The sequence below is a fragment of the Aestuariimicrobium ganziense genome, from assembly GCF_015352975.1.
GTDB classification, from domain to species: domain Bacteria; phylum Actinomycetota; class Actinomycetes; order Propionibacteriales; family Propionibacteriaceae; genus Aestuariimicrobium; species Aestuariimicrobium ganziense.
The window spans coordinates 396896-411554 of the sequence record NZ_JACYIZ010000001.1; the positions used below are offsets into that span (position 1 = coordinate 396896).

The window sequence follows — 14659 nt, forward strand, 5'->3', positions numbered from 1 at the left end:
TCCAAGCCTGCCTCACCACCGCAAGCGACGCCACACCATTTCGGTCAGGGCGTAGCCACTCGGTCCAGGTCGGGCAGGTGCACCTGGCCGCGGGCGACGACCACCGCAGGCCCGGTCAGCACGGCCTCGTCGCCACCCAGTTCCACGGTCAACCGGCCGCCCGGCACGTCGACCTGCCAACTGCTGGGTTGGTCATCGGCCAGTCCTTCGGCCGCTGCGCGGGCCACGGCGCTGGCGACGATCCCGGTGCCGCACGACAGGGTCTCGCCCGATCCGCGTTCGTGGACGCGCAGCGCGTGCGCGCGGTCACCCTGGGCCACCACGAACTCCACGTTGACCCCCTCGGGGAACGCCTCGACGGGCTGCCAGGACGGGGGCAGGTGCACCGGCAGGTCGTCCAGCGCAGTGCCTCCGTCGAGCAGGACGACCGCGTGCGGGTTGCCGACGTCGACCCCTTGGGCCGCCCAGACCTGGCCGGCAAGTTCGACCTCGACCTGTCCGGTGAGGCGGGGCCGGCCCATGCTGACACTGACCTGACCATCGGCCCACGGGTCGCAGTGACGCACGCCTGCCCGGGTCGCGACCCGGAACGGCTCGTGCGGCACCAGCCCCTCCTCGACCAGGTAGCGGGCGAAGACCCGCAGCCCGTTGCCGCACATCTCGGCGATCGAGCCGTCGGCGTTGCGGTAGTCCATGAACCACATGCGTGGGTCATCGCCCCACTCGGGCACCTGGCCGGCCCGTACCGCCCGCAGCAAGCCGTCGGCGCCGATTCCGAAGTGGCGGTCGCACAACCAAGCCACCTCGGCGGCGCTGACCGGGGTGAGGCCGGTGCGGTCGAGCAGGATGACGAAGTCGTTGCCGGTGCCGTGGCCCTTGGCGAAGCTGAGCGTCCGCATGATGGGGCCAAGCCTAGTGCGGACCGTCGCCCCGTCCTGGGTCGGGGCCGACGGTCAGGCCTGCCAGCAGCTCGGCCAACTCGTCGCGCTGCCCCTCGTCGGCGGGGGCGTCGAACCAGGTGATCCGTGGGTCGCGGCGGTACCAGCCCAGCTGCTTGCGCGCGAAGCGCCGGGTTCCGGTGATGGTCTGCTCGATCGCCTCGGCTTCACCCAGGGTCCCGTCCAGCACAGCCAGCACCTGCTGGTAGCCGAGGGCCCGCGAGGCGGTCCGTCCCTCACGAAGCCCCTGACCGACCAGCGCGCGCACCTCGTCGACCAGGCCGTCGGCCCACATCTGGTGCACGCGTTGGGCGATCCGCTCGTCCATGACCTCGCGGTCGAGACGTAGCCCGAACTGCAGCACGCCGTCGAGGTGGTAGGTCCACGGCGGCAACTGGGCCCTGAATCCTCCGGTGAGCTCCAGCACTTCGAGGGCGCGGACGATACGGCGCCCGTTGCCCGGCAGGATGTCGCGGGCCACCTCTGGGGCTCGTTCGGCCAGGTCGGCGTGCAGCACCTCGACCCCCACCTCGTCCAGTCGCGCCTGCCAGCGGGCTCGGACCGCCGGGTCCGTGCCGGGGAACTCGAACTCGTCAACAACGGCCCGGGTGTAGAGCGCCGACCCGCCGACGAGGATCGCGACGACGCCACGTCGACGGCAGTCCTGCACCACGTCTCGGGCCATCTGCTGGAACTCTGCGACCGACGCGGTGCGGGTGATGTCGAGCACGTCGACCAAGTGGTGGACGACGCCGGCCCGCTCGTTCGCGGTGGGCTTGGCGGTCCCGATGTCCATGCCGCGATAGACCACCATCGAGTCGGTGTTGACCACCTCGGCCGGTTGGCCACGTCGCTGCAGCGCGCAAGCCAGGGCGACCGCCAGCGAGGACTTGCCGCTGGCGGTCGGACCGACCAGGACGACAACGGGCAGCGTGGGCACCCCCGCATTGTGCCCCAACCACCCGTTTGGGTGGTCTGGTCGCACGGCCTCCCAGCGGGCCCGGGCGGGTGTGCTGTGCTGGTTCCCCGACCGGTCACGACGAGGTGGCCGGCCCTGCGAGAGGACGACCCGATGGGGCTGCTCGACAACCTCTTGGGCAAGTTCGGTGCGGACGACAGCGCGGACGACCAACCCACTGCCGCACCAGATCCGGTCCACACGGACGACGACCTCGACACTGGTCCGCTGGGTGCGGGCCAGGTCATCACCGCCGACGACGCCCACCAGGCAGCGCCCGACGTCCTCACCGGACGCCCGGACCCGCTCACGCTGCCCGAGGACGTACCCGCCGGTCCCAGCGACCTGCCAGCCGACTTCCCCACCACTGACGTCTCCGCCACTGACGTGACGGGCGACGACGCCACTGCCACCCCCAGCGACGAGTACCACTGACCACCACCGAGAGGAAATGACCATGGGAGTTTTCGACAAGATCAAGGACGCCTTCGACGATGACGATCGTGACGACGTCGTGACCGACGAGAACGGTGAAGTCATCGCCACCGATGGCCACGAGGCCGACATCCACGACCCGAGGAACAGCGTCATCGACGCCACCGTGCTCGACGACCCGAACCGCACCGTGGACGACCAGCCGCTGGACGCCAAGGGCGATGCTGACGCCCACTACGACCGCGCCAGCGACACCGTGGGCGACGCCTACGAGCGCCAGGAGGACCAGATGCGCGATCCGGACGCCGGTTTCGGTGCACCGGACGAGATCGGTGATCGTCCTGCTGCGGCCAGCGACCAGGCCATGGACGGCGTCGAGGCCGACCAGTACGGCGACGAACGTCCGCTCGACGAGAACGCACCGCGTCTGGAGCGCGAGGCCGACGGCCCGATGTGATCGCTTGATCGATGCACGCAGGCGTTGTCGTCGACAACCATTGCCAGCATCGGTCAGCAGGAGCACACTGGTCGCTGAACCCCCACCTGGGGTAGTCGGGTCCCGTCCCCATCGTGGACGACGGCCCGGCGCCAAGAGAGAGGACTGGCTGTATGGGGATCGTCGATGACATCAAGAATGCGTTCGATGGTGACGACAGCAACGACACCGAACTGATCAACAAGGGTCAGGACCTCGCCAATCGGAACGCCGACCGGATCGACGCTGGCGTCGACCAGGCCGCGGACTTCGTTGACGACAAGACAGGTGGCAAGTTCGCTGGTCAGGTCGACCAGGGGCAGGACCTCATCAAGGATCGCACCGGCAACCTGTGACACCATCACGCTGATACACACGCGCGGGGAGGCTGACGACGTCAGCCTCCCCGTTCGCGTCGTGCGGGCGACCGTGCGATCAGCGCGGGCCGAGCGTGGGCATGCCCAGGCTCACGCCTCGTGTCGGGGCCTGCTGACGTGCCTGCCAGGCGTCGCCACCCCTGGTCCGGCGCAGGTCGCGGATGCCGGCATCGGCGTTGAGGTGGTGTGGTGCTGCGTGGGTGACCGTGGTCCAGGCGATGTCACCGGGGCGCGGACGTGCGGCCGGATCGTCAGGCACGGTGACGTGGACGAGCCGGTTGTCACGCGCTCGACCTGACATCCGGTGCGTGGCCTCGTCCTTGCGGCCCTCACCGTCGGCGAACATCACCTCGACCTCGCGGTCCTGCCAGGCGAGGTTCTCGCGCCAGGTGATCTCGTTGACCAGGTCGACCAGACGCTCGTAGCGCTCCTGGACGACCTGCTTGGGCACCTGGTCGTCCATGGTGGCCGCCGGCGTACCGGGGCGGATCGAGTACTGGAAGGTGAAGGCCGCTGCGAAGCGGGACTGCTCGACGACCGACAAGGTGGCGGCGAAGTCGTCCTCGGTCTCGCCGGGGAAGCCGACGATGATGTCGGTGGTGATCGCGGCGTCGGGGATGGCCGTGCGCACCCGGTCGAGGATGCCCAGGAAGCGGTCGCTGCGGTACGAGCGGCGCATGGCCCGCAACACCCGGTCCGAGCCCGACTGCAGCGGCATGTGCAGCTGCGGCATCACGTTCGGGGTCTCGGCCATGGCGGCGATCACGTCGTCGGTGAAGGCGGCCGGGTGGGGGCTGGTGAAGCGCACCCGCTCGAGGCCCTCGACCTCGCCGCAGGCGCGCAGCAGCTTGGCGAATGCGCCGCGGTCGCCGAACTCGACGCCGTAGGAGTTGACGTTCTGGCCGAGCAGGGTGATCTCCTGCACACCCTCGTCGACCAGCGTGCGGATCTCGCGCAGGATGTCACCTGGGCGCCGGTCGGTCTCCTTGCCGCGCAGGGCAGGCACGATGCAGAAGGTGCAGGTGTTGTTGCAGCCCACACTGATGCTCACCCAGGCGGCGTAGGCCGAGTCCCGCCGGGTGGGCAGGTTGCTCGGGAAGGTCTGCAGGGCCTCGACGATCTCGACCTGGGCCTCCTGCTCGATCCGGGCGCGCTCGAGCAGCACCGGCAGCGAGCCGACGTTGTGGGTGCCGAAGACCACGTCGACCCAGGGGGCCTTGCGCAGGATGGTGTCACGATCCTTCTGGGCCATGCAGCCACCGACAGCGATCTGCATGCCCGGGCGGGTGGCCTTGACCGAGGCCATGTGGCCCAGGTTGCCGTAGAGCCGGTTGTCGGCGTTCTCGCGCACCGCGCAGGTGTTGAAGACCACGATGTCGGCGCCGCCTGCCTGGGCCACCGGCGCCTCGTTGCGCACGTAGCCGGCGTCTTCGAGCAGTCCCTCGATGCGCTCGGAGTCGTGCACGTTCATCTGGCAGCCGTAGGTGATGACCTGGTAGCTGCGCGGGGTGAGGACAGGCGCTGACATGGTGCCCACCACTGTAGGGGTGGGGCTGGCGCCGCCCACAATCTCGGCTCCCTGCCGGGTTCGAGGACTAGGTTGGAGGCCATGAGCGAGCAGACCCCGCAGTCCCCCTGTGCGCCCACGGGCGAACAGTACGAGATCGTCCACGGCGACTGGCGAGCCGTGGTGACCGAGCAGGGGGCCACCCTGCGCAGCCTCACCCGTGGCGGACGAGAGGTCGCCCTGGGCTTCGGGGAGGGCGACTCCCCCGTCGGCTGCCAGGGCCAGCACCTGTTGCCCTGGCCGAACCGGATCAGGGACGGGCGCTACACCTTCGACGGTCAGGGCCTGCAGTTGGCGATCTCGGAGCCCGAGCGCAACAACGCGATCCACGGACTGGTGAACTGGCGTCCCTGGCAGCTGGTCAGCCACGAGCAGGACTCGGTCACCCAGCGCATCGTGGTCTTGGCCGAACCCGGTTGGCCCGGGGTGATCGAGGCCACCATCACCCACCGCGTCGACGAACACGGGCTGCAGGTGCAGGTGACGGTGCGCAACACCGGCTCCACGCCGGTCCCCTACGGTTACGCCGCCCACCCCTACCTGAAGCTCGACGCACCGCTGGACGAGTGGACCGTCGAGATCCCCTTCGACGAGTTCCTGGTGGTGGACGAGCGACTGCTGCCGATCGAGGTGTCACCGGTTGCCGGTGCGCCTGGTGACTTCACCACCGCTCGCACCTTCGGTGGGACGACGCTCGACACCGCGTTCAGAGGCGTGCGAACCGACCAGCAGGGTCGCTGGATGGTGAGGGCGAGCCACGGCGATGACCGGGTCGGCCTGTGGAGCGAGCAGCCGTGCACGTGGCTGCAGGTCTACACCCCCGACGACCGGGCGAGCCTGGCCGTCGAGCCGATGACTTGCGGACCGGACGCGTTCAACGAGGGCCCGACCCACGCCGATGTCATCCGACTGGAGTCGGGCGAGGAGCACACGCTTCGCTGGGGCATCGAGGCTGGGTGAACGCGATCGTGGGCGACTCGCTGGTCGAGTTCCGCGCCGTCTGCAAGAGCTTCGGCGAGGTGGTGGTGCTCGACCACGTGACCACCACGGTCAGGCGAGGTGAGGTGGTCGCGGTGCTCGGCCCGTCCGGGTCGGGCAAGTCGACGCTGTGCCGGCTGGTCAACGGACTGGAGACGGTCGATTCGGGGGAACTGCTGGTCGACGGACAGCCGCTGCCCCGCGACACCCGGGGTCTGGCCGAGCTGCGCTCGCGGGTCGGGATGGTGTTCCAGTCCTGGAACCTGTTCAGTGGCCGCACTGCCCTCGACAACCTCACCTTGGGCCTGGTCAAGGTGCGCAAGCTGGGCACGGAGGATGCCGAGCGCCGAGCCCGCGAGGTGCTCGCCCGCGTGGGGCTGGCCGACCAGGCCGGCCGGCTGCCCCGTGAGCTGTCGGGCGGACAGCAGCAGCGAGTCGCGATCGCCCGGGCCCTGGCGATGGAGCCCGAGCTGCTGCTGATGGACGAGCCGACCTCAGCCCTTGACCCCGAGATGGTGGCCGAGGTGCTCGAGGTGATGGAAGGCCTGGCCGCCCAGGGCATGACCATGATCGTGGTCACCCACGAGTTGGGATTCGCCCGGCGGGCGGCCAGCAGGGTGTTGTTCCTCGATCGTGGTCGCGTGGTCGACGACACCGACCCGACCACCTTCTTCTCAGCAGCGGCCAGTGACCGTGCGCGCGCCTTCGTCGAGAAGGCCTCAATGGGCGACTTGGGTGGCGCGTGACTCCCGCACCACGGTCACCCTGATCTGGCCGGGGAAGGTCAGCTCGTCGCTGATCTCGCGGGCGATCTCTCGGGCCAGCGCGTCGGCTCCAGCGTCGTCGACCACCTCGGGCAGCACCATCACCCGCACCTCGCGGCCTGCCTGCATCGCGAACACCCGGTCGACGCCCTCGTGGCGCAGCCCGATCTGCTCCAACTGCTCCAGGCGCTGCACGTAGGCCTCGAGCGACTCGCGCCGGGCAGCCGGCCGCGATCCCGAGATGGCATCGGCGGCCTGGGTGAGCAGGGCCTCGACGGTGGTGGGTTCGACCTCGTTGTGGTGGGCCTCGATGGCGTGGACGACATCGGGGTGCTCGCCGTGGCGCCTGGCCAGGTCGGCGCCGACCAGGGCGTGTGATCCCTCGGACTGGTGGGTGAGCGCCTTGCCGATGTCGTGCAGGAAGGCGCCTCGCTTGGCCAGGGTGGGGTCCAGACCCAACTCGGTGGCCATCAGCGCCGCCAGGTGCGCGCACTCGACCAGATGGGCCAGCACGTTCTGACCGTAGCTGGTGCGGTAGCGCAGGGCTCCCAGCACGGGCTTGAGCTCGGGGTGCAGGTCAGAGATCCCCACCTCGAGCAGGGCGTCCTCGGCCGCCTCGAGGCAGTGGTCAGCGATCGCCCGCTCGCTGCGAGCGTGCACTTCCTCGATGCGTTGCGGGTGGATCCGGCCGTCGGCGACCAACTCCTCGAGGGTGAGTCTGGCCACTGCGCGGCGGACCGGGTCGAAGGCCGACAACAGCACCAGTCCGGGGGTGTCGTCGATCATCAGGTTGACTCCGGTGACCTGTTCGAAGGCACGGATGTTGCGACCCTCGCGACCGATGATCCGGCCCTTCATCTCGTCGCTGGGAAGGTCGACGGAACTGACCGTGGTCTCGGTGGTCTGTTCCGAGGCCAGCCGCTGGATCGCGGTCACCACCACCTTGCGGGCTCGCTGCTGGGCGGTGTCGCGGGCCTCGCGCTCGATGTCGCGGGTCAGGGCTGCAGCCTCGAGTCGAGCCTCGTGCTCGACCCGAGCGAGCACCTCGGTCCTGGCAGTGGCGGCGTCGAGGCCGGCGATGCGCTCCAACTCCGACGAGGCCGACTCCTGCTGGGCGAGCACCTCCTGCTGTGCCGCGAGCAGTCGCTCGGTCTCGGCCTCGGCGTCACGACGACGCTGATCGAGTTCCAGACGCTCCTGGTCGAGTACAAGCCGTTGCTGCTCGATCTCGAGCTGCTGCTGGTCGAGTTCACGGCGCTGGGCGTCGATCTCGCGTCGCCGTTCGTGGACTTCGCGGTCCTGCTGCTGCAGGAGCAGCCGCTGCTCATCGAGCGGATCGGGCCCGGCCTCGACAGGAGCCCGCGGGGGCTCGGTGGCGACGGCCTCAACGCGTCGTTGCGCCACAGTGCGCCAGACCAGGGTGAGCAGCACCAACACGGCAGCCAGAAGCACGAGCACCAGTGCTTCGGCCCAGCCCATGCGATCCTCCTCGAGTCCTCAGCTGCGGTGCTCCGCGGCATGGGCCAGCGTACCGGTCACCAGTGCTCGTCCGACCCCGTGGTCGCCTCACGCACCACCTGCTGCACCACCGAAGGCCCGTAGCCACGCCGGGCCAGCGCACCAGCCAGCCGACGCTGCGCCACTGCGGGGTCGAGCCCGGAGAGGCTCCTCGCCTTCTTGGCGGCGATCTCACGAGCAGCCGCGAGTTCGGAGTCCCTGTCGATACCGCTGACCGCCTCGACGATCAGCTCCTGGTCGATCCCCTTGTGGCGCAGTTCCTCGGTGATCACCCGCTTGGACGAGCGCTTGTACTCGTGACGACTGCGTGCCCACTCGGCAGCGAAGGCCGCGTCGTCGACCAGGTTCACCTCGGTGAAGCGGTCGAGCACCTCGTCAATGGCCTCCTGTGGCACGTGGCGTGCCTGCATCGCCTGCGCCAACTCGGCACGGCTGTGGGCACGCTGGGTGAGCTTGCGCAGCGCGATCTCTCGAGCCACCGCGACAGGGTCGGCGGGCTGGTCGCCGGCGATGTCGCTGCTGCTCTGGTCAGGCTCCTCTCGACCCCGACCAGAGCTGCGACGGCCTCGGTTCCAGCTCAGAACGCCACCTCGCCGGTGTCAGGATCGACGCCCTCGGGCACATCGTCCTTGCTGCGATCCAGACCCAGAGCCTTGCGGATCCGGCCCTCGATCTCGGCTGCCACCTCGGGGTTGTTGCGCAGGAACGAGCGAGCGTTCTCCTTGCCCTGACCCAGCTGGTCGGCCTCGTAGGTGAACCAGGCACCGGCCTTGCGGATGATGCCGGCGTCGACGCCGAGGTCGATCAGCGAGCCCTCGCGCGAGATTCCCTGCCCGTAGAGGATGTCGAACTCGGCCTGCTTGAAGGGCGGGGCCACCTTGTTCTTGACCACCTTCACCCGGGTGCGGTTGCCGACCGACTCGGTGCCGTCCTTGAGGGTCTCGATGCGCCGAACGTCGAGGCGCACCGAGGAGTAGAACTTCAGCGCGCGCCCACCGGTGGTGGTCTCGGGCGAGCCGAACATCACGCCGATCTTCTCGCGCAGCTGGTTGATGAAGATCGCGGTGGTGCCGGCCTGGCTGAGTGCGCCGGTCATCTTGCGCAGGGCCTGGCTCATCAGCCGGGCCTGCAGGCCCACGTGGGAGTCGCCCATCTCGCCCTCGATCTCGGCACGCGGGGTGAGCGCGGCCACCGAGTCGATGACGATCAGGGCCAGGGCGCCTGAACGAATCAGCATGTCGGCGATCTCGAGCGCCTGCTCGCCGTTGTCGGGCTGGCTCACCAGCAGCGCGTCGGTGTCGACGCCCAGCTTCGCGGCGTACTCGGGGTCGAGGGCGTGCTCGGCGTCGATGAAGGCACAGATGCCGCCCTCGCGCTGCGCGTTGGCGATGGCGTGCAGCGCCACCGTCGTCTTGCCCGAGGACTCCGGGCCGTAGATCTCGACCACGCGACCGCGCGGCAGTCCGCCGATGCCGAGCGCGACGTCGAGGGCCACCGAGCCGGTGGGGATGAAGGCGATCGGCTGCCGGGTCTCCTCACCCAGGCGCATCACCGATCCCTTGCCGTGCTGCTTCTCGATCTGGGCGAGCGCTGCCTCGAGCGCCTTCTGCCGGTCTGCCACTGCCATCGGGGTACCTTTCCGTGTCTTCGATGCCGTCACCTGCACTGTAGGAATCGGCACCGACAATTCGGTCAAGCCGCCTTCACCCTGTGGATGACGCTGCGAGCGGCGACGCGACTGTGAACAACCTCTTCGCCGACGACTCTACCGAACAGACGTTCGAATGCCAGCAACACGCCGACGCGTCGCGACGATTTCAAGCCGAGCGACGCTGTGCTCAGCGCTCGCGGTCGGGAAGTTCCAGTGACACCCACACCGCGCGCCAGATCGTCTTGCAGTCGACGCCATCGGCCAGCGCCTCGACCACGGTGCGTCCCTGCAGCCCGGCCAGGCCCACCTGCTCGGCCCACACCCCGGCGTAGCCGGAGCCGAGGTGCTGCTTCAGCCTGGCCCACAGCTCGGTCTCACGCACCCGCACACCCTACCCCGCAGCCCAACCCCGACGCGCACTGTCACACCGTCGTGCCACGATGGCAGCCATGGACGTCATGGAGGGTTTCGGGCCGGCCACCAGGGCCTGGTTCGACGACGCCTTCGACGCTCCCACCCCCGCCCAGGTGTCCGCCTGGCAGGCGATCAGGTCGGGTCACCACAGCCTGCTGATCGCCCCCACCGGGTCGGGCAAGACGCTCGCGGCCTTCCTGCAGTGCATCGACACGCTCAGCCGTCGTGAACCGACCACCACGGCCAAGGACGGCGCTCGCACGGTCTCGGTGCTCTATGTCTCACCGCTGAAGGCCTTGGCTGTCGACGTCGAGCGCAACCTCACCGCTCCCCTGCGTGGCGTCGAACTGGCGGCCGGCCGCCTCGGTCTGCCCAATCGCCCGATCAGTGTCGGGGTGCGCACCGGCGACACCCCCGCAGCCGAACGTCGCCGGCAACTCACTCGTCCGCCCGACATCCTGATCACCACACCGGAGTCGCTGTTCCTGATCCTGTCCAGCCAGTCGGCCCGCATCCTGGCCGGGGTCGAGACCGTGATCGTGGACGAGGTGCACGCCCTGGCCGGCACCAAGCGCGGTGCACACCTGGCGGTGAGTCTGGAGCGCCTCGACGCGCTGCGCGAAGGCCCGGGGGCACAGCGCATCGGGTTGTCAGCCACCGTGCGACCCCCCGAACGGGTCGCCGCCTTCCTGGCCGGTGACCGCCCGGTCGAAGTGGTGGCACCGGGCTCACCCAAGCAGTGGGACCTGTCGATCCAGTCACCCCTGCCCGACATGACCGAACTGGCACTGGCCCCCGATCCGGTCACCGGCGAGGCGCCCCCCAACCAGTCGATCTGGCCCCACGTCACCGAGCGGATCGTCGACCTGGTCGCCGGTCACCGCAGCACGCTGTGCTTCGTCAACTCCCGCCGGGTTGCCGAGCGGCTGACCTCCCAACTCAACGAGGTCTGGGCGGTGCGCCAAGGGGAAGACCCGGTCACCGTCGGCGCCGCCCCAGCCCAGGTGATGGCCCAGTCCGGGTCGAGCACCGGACGTGACCCTGACTCCTCGGTCACGCTCGCCCGCGCCCACCACGGCTCGGTGAGCAAGGAGCGGCGCGCCCAGATCGAGGACGACCTGAAGTCGGGCCGGCTGCCGTGCGTGGTGGCCACCTCGTCGCTGGAACTCGGCATCGACATGGGCGCGGTCGACCAGGTGATCCAGGTCTCGTCGCCGCCCTCGGTGGCCTCGGGCCTGCAGCGGGTCGGCCGGGCGGGCCACCAAGTGGGCGCGGTCTCCCGCGGCGTGGTGCTGCCCACCCACCGCGGTGACATCGTCGAGGCCGCGGTGGTGGTCTCGCGGATGGTCACCGGCGGCATCGAACAGGTGCCCAGGCTCTCCAACCCGCTCGACGTGCTGGCCCAGCAGTTGGTCTCGATGACCATCGACCGGCCGCTCACTTCGGCGGAGGCCTATCGCCTGGTGCGCCGCAGCGATCCCTTCCGCGAGCTGGGACGAGCCGTCTTCGACGCCTGCCTCGACATGCTCACCGGCCGCTACCCCAGCGAGGACTGGGCCGACCTTCGTCCCCGTCTGACCTGGGACCGCGCCACCGACGAACTGCAGGCACGACCGGGTGCGCGACGTCTGGTGACCACCAGCGGGGGGACGATCCCTGACCGCGGCCTGTTCGGGGTCTTCCTGGTGGGCGAACCTGGCAGCCCCGGGCGTCGCGTGGGCGAACTGGACGAGGAGATGGTGCACGAGTCACGGGTGGGCGACGTGTTCACCCTGGGCACCAGCAGTTGGCGGATCCACGAGATCACGCCCCATCAGGTGCTGGTGACCCCGGCGCCCGGGCAGCCCGGCCGGCTGCCGTTCTGGCACGGCGACGCGATGGCTCGCCCAGTCGAGCTGGGGCGGGCGATCGGCGACTTCACCGACGAGCTGATGGCCGCCGACGAGTCCGCCCGCGACGACAAGCTGGCCGGGCACGGCCTCGACCCGTGGGCGCGCGACAACCTGCTCGCCCACCTCGACGAGCAGCAGCGCGCGACCGGCACGGTGCCCGGCTCGCGCCACCTCGTCGTCGAGCGGTTCCGCGACGAACTGGGCGACTGGCAGGTCTGCATCCACTCACCCCTGGGCCAGCCGGTGCTGCAGCCCTGGGCCCTGGTGATCGAGCACCAGGCCCAGCAGCGCTACGGCATCCAGGCCCGGGCGATGGCCACCAACGACGGCATCCTGGTCAGGCTCCCCGACGTCGAGGACGCCCCGCCTGGGGCCGACCTGCTCGACATCGACCTCGATGTGGTCGAACAGGTGGTCACCGACCAGGTGCAGGGGTCGGCGCTGTTCGCGGCCCGGTTCCGCGAGTGCGCGGCGCGCGCGCTGTTGCTGCCGCGGCTCGACCCCACCCGTCGCACCCCGCTGTGGAGGCAGCGGCTGCGCTCGGCCCAGCGGTTGCAGGTCGCCGCACAGCACCCTGACTTCCCGATCGTGCTCGAGACGCTGCGCGAGTGCCTCGAGGACGTGTTCGACCTGCCCGGGCTGCTGGGCACCCTGCGCGACCTGCAGGCCCGCCGCGTGCGGCTGGTCGAGGTCGAGACCGTCGAACCCTCACCGTTCGCCCGCGGCCTGCTGTTCAGCCAGGTCGGGGAGTTCCTCTATGACGGCGACCAGCCGCTGGCCGAGCGCCGACTGGCCGCCTTCAGCCTCAACCAGCACCTGTTGGCCGAACTGCTGGGCAGGGAGTCGTCATCGGAACTGCTGGACGAGCAGGCGGTCGCCCAGGTGGCCGACGACCTCGCCCGGCGCAGCGAGAGCACCCACCCCACGTCGGCGGAGGCGTTCTGGGACGTGGTGCGCACCACCGGTCCACTCACCGAGGCCGAGGCTGCTGCCGTCGGCGCCGAGCCGGGTTGGGTCGACAACCTGCTCGCGGCGCGCCGGCTCGCCCGGGTCGGGCTCGCGGGCAGCCAGGTTCTGGTCACCGGCGACGACCTGGGCCTGCTGCGCGACGCCCTGGGTGTCCCGGTGCCCCCGGGCCACGTCACCGTCGACCCGGTCGACCCACAGGATGCCCTCGACCGGCTGGTGCTGCGGTGGCTGCGCACCCACGTGGCAGTCGACGACGAAGTCCTCGCCCAACGGCTCGGGGTGGCCACCGAGGTCGTCAGCCAGTCACTGCGCCGACTGCAGCCCATCGAGGGGCTCACCCGACTCGACCAGCGCTGGTGGCACCCCAGCGTGCTGCGGATGGTGCGCAACCGCACCCTGGCGCTGCTGCGCCGAAGCGTCGAAGCGGTCGAACCCCGCCAGCTGGCCAGGTTCCTGGCCCAGTGGCACGAGCTGGACGAGCCAGGCCACGGCATGGATGCCCTGCTCGCCGCGGTCGAGCAACTGGCCGGGCACCCGGTGCCGGCCTCGATGCTCGACGGGTTCATCCTCGGACCGCGGGTACGCGGACGACTCGACACCCTGCTCGACGAGGCCCTGGGCCAGGGCGACGTCGTGGTCCCCGGGCCCGCCCCGATCGGGTCGTCCGACGGTTGGGTGCAGCTGTGGCCCCGGGGGTTCGTGCTGGCCCGCCCCTCCGACGAGCCCTTGGGCGAGCGAGCCGGGGAACTGCTCGACCGGCTCTCCTCTGGTGGGGCCTGGACGCTGGCCGAACTGTGCGACCACCCGGTGACGCCGGCCGACACCGACGCGCTGTGGGAGCTGTTCTGGGCGGGCCGGGTGAGTCCGAACACCTGGGCCCCGCTGCGCGAGCTCAGCCAGGCTGGGGCGGTCCGGCGTCCACCCACCCCGCGGTCGGGACGACGCAGCCTGCTCGCCCAACTGCGGGTGCCACGCTTGGCCGGCCCGTCGGGGCGCTGGTCGCTGGTGCCCGCCCCTGACCGGGACGAACGCGCCGGCGTGGTGGCCGCGAGCATGCTGCTGGGGCGCCACGGCGTGGTCACCCGTGGGGCGGTGACCTCCGATCCCCTGTTCGGCTCGTTCTCCGAGGCGTATGCGGTGCTCAGTGCGATGGAGGGCACCGGGGCGATCCGCCGCGGCTGGTTCGTCGAGGGGCTCGGCGCCGCCCAGTTCGCCCTGCCCGGGGCGGTCGATCGGCTGCGCGAGGTCCCCGCCGACGTCGAGGGGCACCCCCGTGCACGACTGCTGGCTGCGTGTGACCCAGCCAACCCGTTCGGTGCCGCGCTGCCCTGGCCCACGTCTGAGGGACACCGTCCGACCAGGCGGGCCGGTGCGCTCGTGGTGATCGAGGACGGCGCCTGCGTGGCCTACCTGGAGCGCGGGGCGCGCACGCTGGTGACCTTCGCCGACGGCGACCCGGAGCAGTGGGCCAGGGCACTGGCGCTGGTCGCGGACACCGTCCGCGACGGCCGGCTGCGCTCGGTCACCGTTGCCCGGGTGAATGGCGTCGAGGTGCTCACCGACCGTTCCTGGGGTGAATTGCTGACGGCCGCTGGCTTCCGGATCACCCCTCAGGGCTACCGGCTGCGGCACTGACCGTCTGCGCGTTTGCTGCTCATTCGCTCACGGTCGTAGGCTCGGATGAGCGAACCGACAATGGAGGATCGATGGCGCAGAGCACGCG

13 protein-coding genes are annotated in these 14659 nt (G+C 70.3%); 6 read left to right on the forward strand and 7 right to left on the reverse strand.

The annotated features are described in order from the left end of the window. Positions 1 to 44: 44 nt before the first annotated feature. Together dapF and miaA are read right to left on the reverse strand one after the other, a co-directional pair. A complete protein-coding gene (gene dapF, locus IE660_RS01940) occupies positions 45 to 899 on the reverse strand; it encodes a diaminopimelate epimerase (protein WP_203566621.1) in 855 nt (284 codons plus the stop codon). 13 nt (positions 900 to 912) lie between these two features. Further along, positions 913 to 1878 (reverse strand): tRNA (adenosine(37)-N6)-dimethylallyltransferase MiaA, encoded by a 966-nt coding sequence (miaA, locus tag IE660_RS01945; protein WP_328701797.1) that lies wholly within the window; start codon positions 1876 to 1878, stop codon positions 913 to 915. Positions 1879 to 2010: 132 nt separating this feature from the next. Between miaA and IE660_RS15580 the strand changes: the two genes are divergently transcribed. From IE660_RS15580 to IE660_RS01955, 3 genes are all read left to right on the forward strand, one after another. After that, positions 2011 to 2331, forward strand: a complete 321-nt coding sequence (locus IE660_RS15580) for a hypothetical protein (protein WP_235996703.1) — start codon at positions 2011 to 2013, stop codon at positions 2329 to 2331. A 22-nt stretch (positions 2332 to 2353) separates the two neighbouring features. Further along, on the forward strand, positions 2354 to 2788 hold the full coding sequence (locus IE660_RS01950) for a hypothetical protein (RefSeq protein ID WP_203566623.1): 435 nt from the start codon (positions 2354 to 2356) through the stop codon (positions 2786 to 2788). A 113-nt stretch (positions 2789 to 2901) separates the two neighbouring features. Beyond that, positions 2902 to 3162 (forward strand): antitoxin, encoded by a 261-nt coding sequence (locus IE660_RS01955; protein ID WP_328701798.1) that lies wholly within the window; start codon positions 2902 to 2904, stop codon positions 3160 to 3162. 79 nt (positions 3163 to 3241) lie between these two features. Here IE660_RS01955 and miaB read toward each other — a convergent pair whose 3' ends face one another. After that, complete coding sequence (miaB, locus tag IE660_RS01960) at positions 3242 to 4711, reverse strand: tRNA (N6-isopentenyl adenosine(37)-C2)-methylthiotransferase MiaB (RefSeq protein ID WP_203566624.1); 1470 nt, start codon at positions 4709 to 4711, stop codon at positions 3242 to 3244. A gap of 81 nt (positions 4712 to 4792) precedes the next feature. On the opposite strand from miaB, the gene IE660_RS01965 reads away from it, so the two are divergent. Both IE660_RS01965 and IE660_RS01970 read left to right on the forward strand, forming a co-directional pair. Next, positions 4793 to 5710: an aldose 1-epimerase family protein gene (locus tag IE660_RS01965; RefSeq protein ID WP_203566625.1), complete on the forward strand. Its 918-nt coding sequence runs from the start codon at positions 4793 to 4795 to the stop codon at positions 5708 to 5710. Next, positions 5707 to 6474 (forward strand): amino acid ABC transporter ATP-binding protein, encoded by a 768-nt coding sequence (locus tag IE660_RS01970; RefSeq protein ID WP_328701799.1) that lies wholly within the window; start codon positions 5707 to 5709, stop codon positions 6472 to 6474. The genes IE660_RS01965 and IE660_RS01970 overlap by 4 nt, the downstream gene beginning before the upstream one ends. Here the strand turns inward: IE660_RS01970 and rny are convergent. From rny to IE660_RS01990, 4 genes are all read right to left on the reverse strand, one after another. Continuing rightward, positions 6448 to 7971 (reverse strand): ribonuclease Y, encoded by a 1524-nt coding sequence (gene rny / locus IE660_RS01975; protein WP_203566626.1) that lies wholly within the window; start codon positions 7969 to 7971, stop codon positions 6448 to 6450. The genes IE660_RS01970 and rny overlap by 27 nt on opposite strands. A 56-nt stretch (positions 7972 to 8027) precedes the next feature. Next, positions 8028 to 8489 carry a regulatory protein RecX gene (locus tag IE660_RS01980; protein ID WP_203566627.1) on the reverse strand — a complete coding sequence of 154 codons (462 nt, stop codon included), beginning with the start codon at positions 8487 to 8489 and terminating at the stop codon, positions 8028 to 8030. A 98-nt stretch (positions 8490 to 8587) separates the two neighbouring features. Beyond that, positions 8588 to 9637, reverse strand: coding sequence for a recombinase RecA (recA, locus tag IE660_RS01985; RefSeq protein WP_203566628.1), 1050 nt, complete (start codon positions 9635 to 9637; stop codon positions 8588 to 8590). Positions 9638 to 9848: 211 nt separating this feature from the next. Then, complete coding sequence (locus IE660_RS01990; protein ID WP_203566629.1) at positions 9849 to 10043, reverse strand: DUF3046 domain-containing protein; 195 nt, start codon at positions 10041 to 10043, stop codon at positions 9849 to 9851. Between the two features lie 67 nt (positions 10044 to 10110). Between IE660_RS01990 and IE660_RS01995 the strand changes: the two genes are divergently transcribed. Further along, positions 10111 to 14571: a DEAD/DEAH box helicase gene (locus IE660_RS01995; protein WP_203566630.1), complete on the forward strand. Its 4461-nt coding sequence runs from the start codon at positions 10111 to 10113 to the stop codon at positions 14569 to 14571. Positions 14572 to 14659 lie beyond the last annotated feature (88 nt).

Coding starts and splice junctions, on each gene's coding strand:
- IE660_RS01965 (WP_203566625.1), top strand. CDS start 4,793: ATGAGCGAGCAGACCCCGCAGTCCCCCTGTGCGCCCACGGGCGAACAG.
- IE660_RS01995 (WP_203566630.1), top strand. CDS start 10,111: ATGGACGTCATGGAGGGTTTCGGGCCGGCCACCAGGGCCTGGTTCGAC.
- IE660_RS01950 (WP_203566623.1), top strand. CDS start 2,354: ATGGGAGTTTTCGACAAGATCAAGGACGCCTTCGACGATGACGATCGT.
- miaB (WP_203566624.1), bottom strand. CDS start 4,711: ATGTCAGCGCCTGTCCTCACCCCGCGCAGCTACCAGGTCATCACCTAC.
- IE660_RS15580 (WP_235996703.1), top strand. CDS start 2,011: ATGGGGCTGCTCGACAACCTCTTGGGCAAGTTCGGTGCGGACGACAGC.
- rny (WP_203566626.1), bottom strand. CDS start 7,971: ATGGGCTGGGCCGAAGCACTGGTGCTCGTGCTTCTGGCTGCCGTGTTG.
- dapF (WP_203566621.1), bottom strand. CDS start 899: ATGCGGACGCTCAGCTTCGCCAAGGGCCACGGCACCGGCAACGACTTC.
- recA (WP_203566628.1), bottom strand. CDS start 9,637: ATGGCAGTGGCAGACCGGCAGAAGGCGCTCGAGGCAGCGCTCGCCCAG.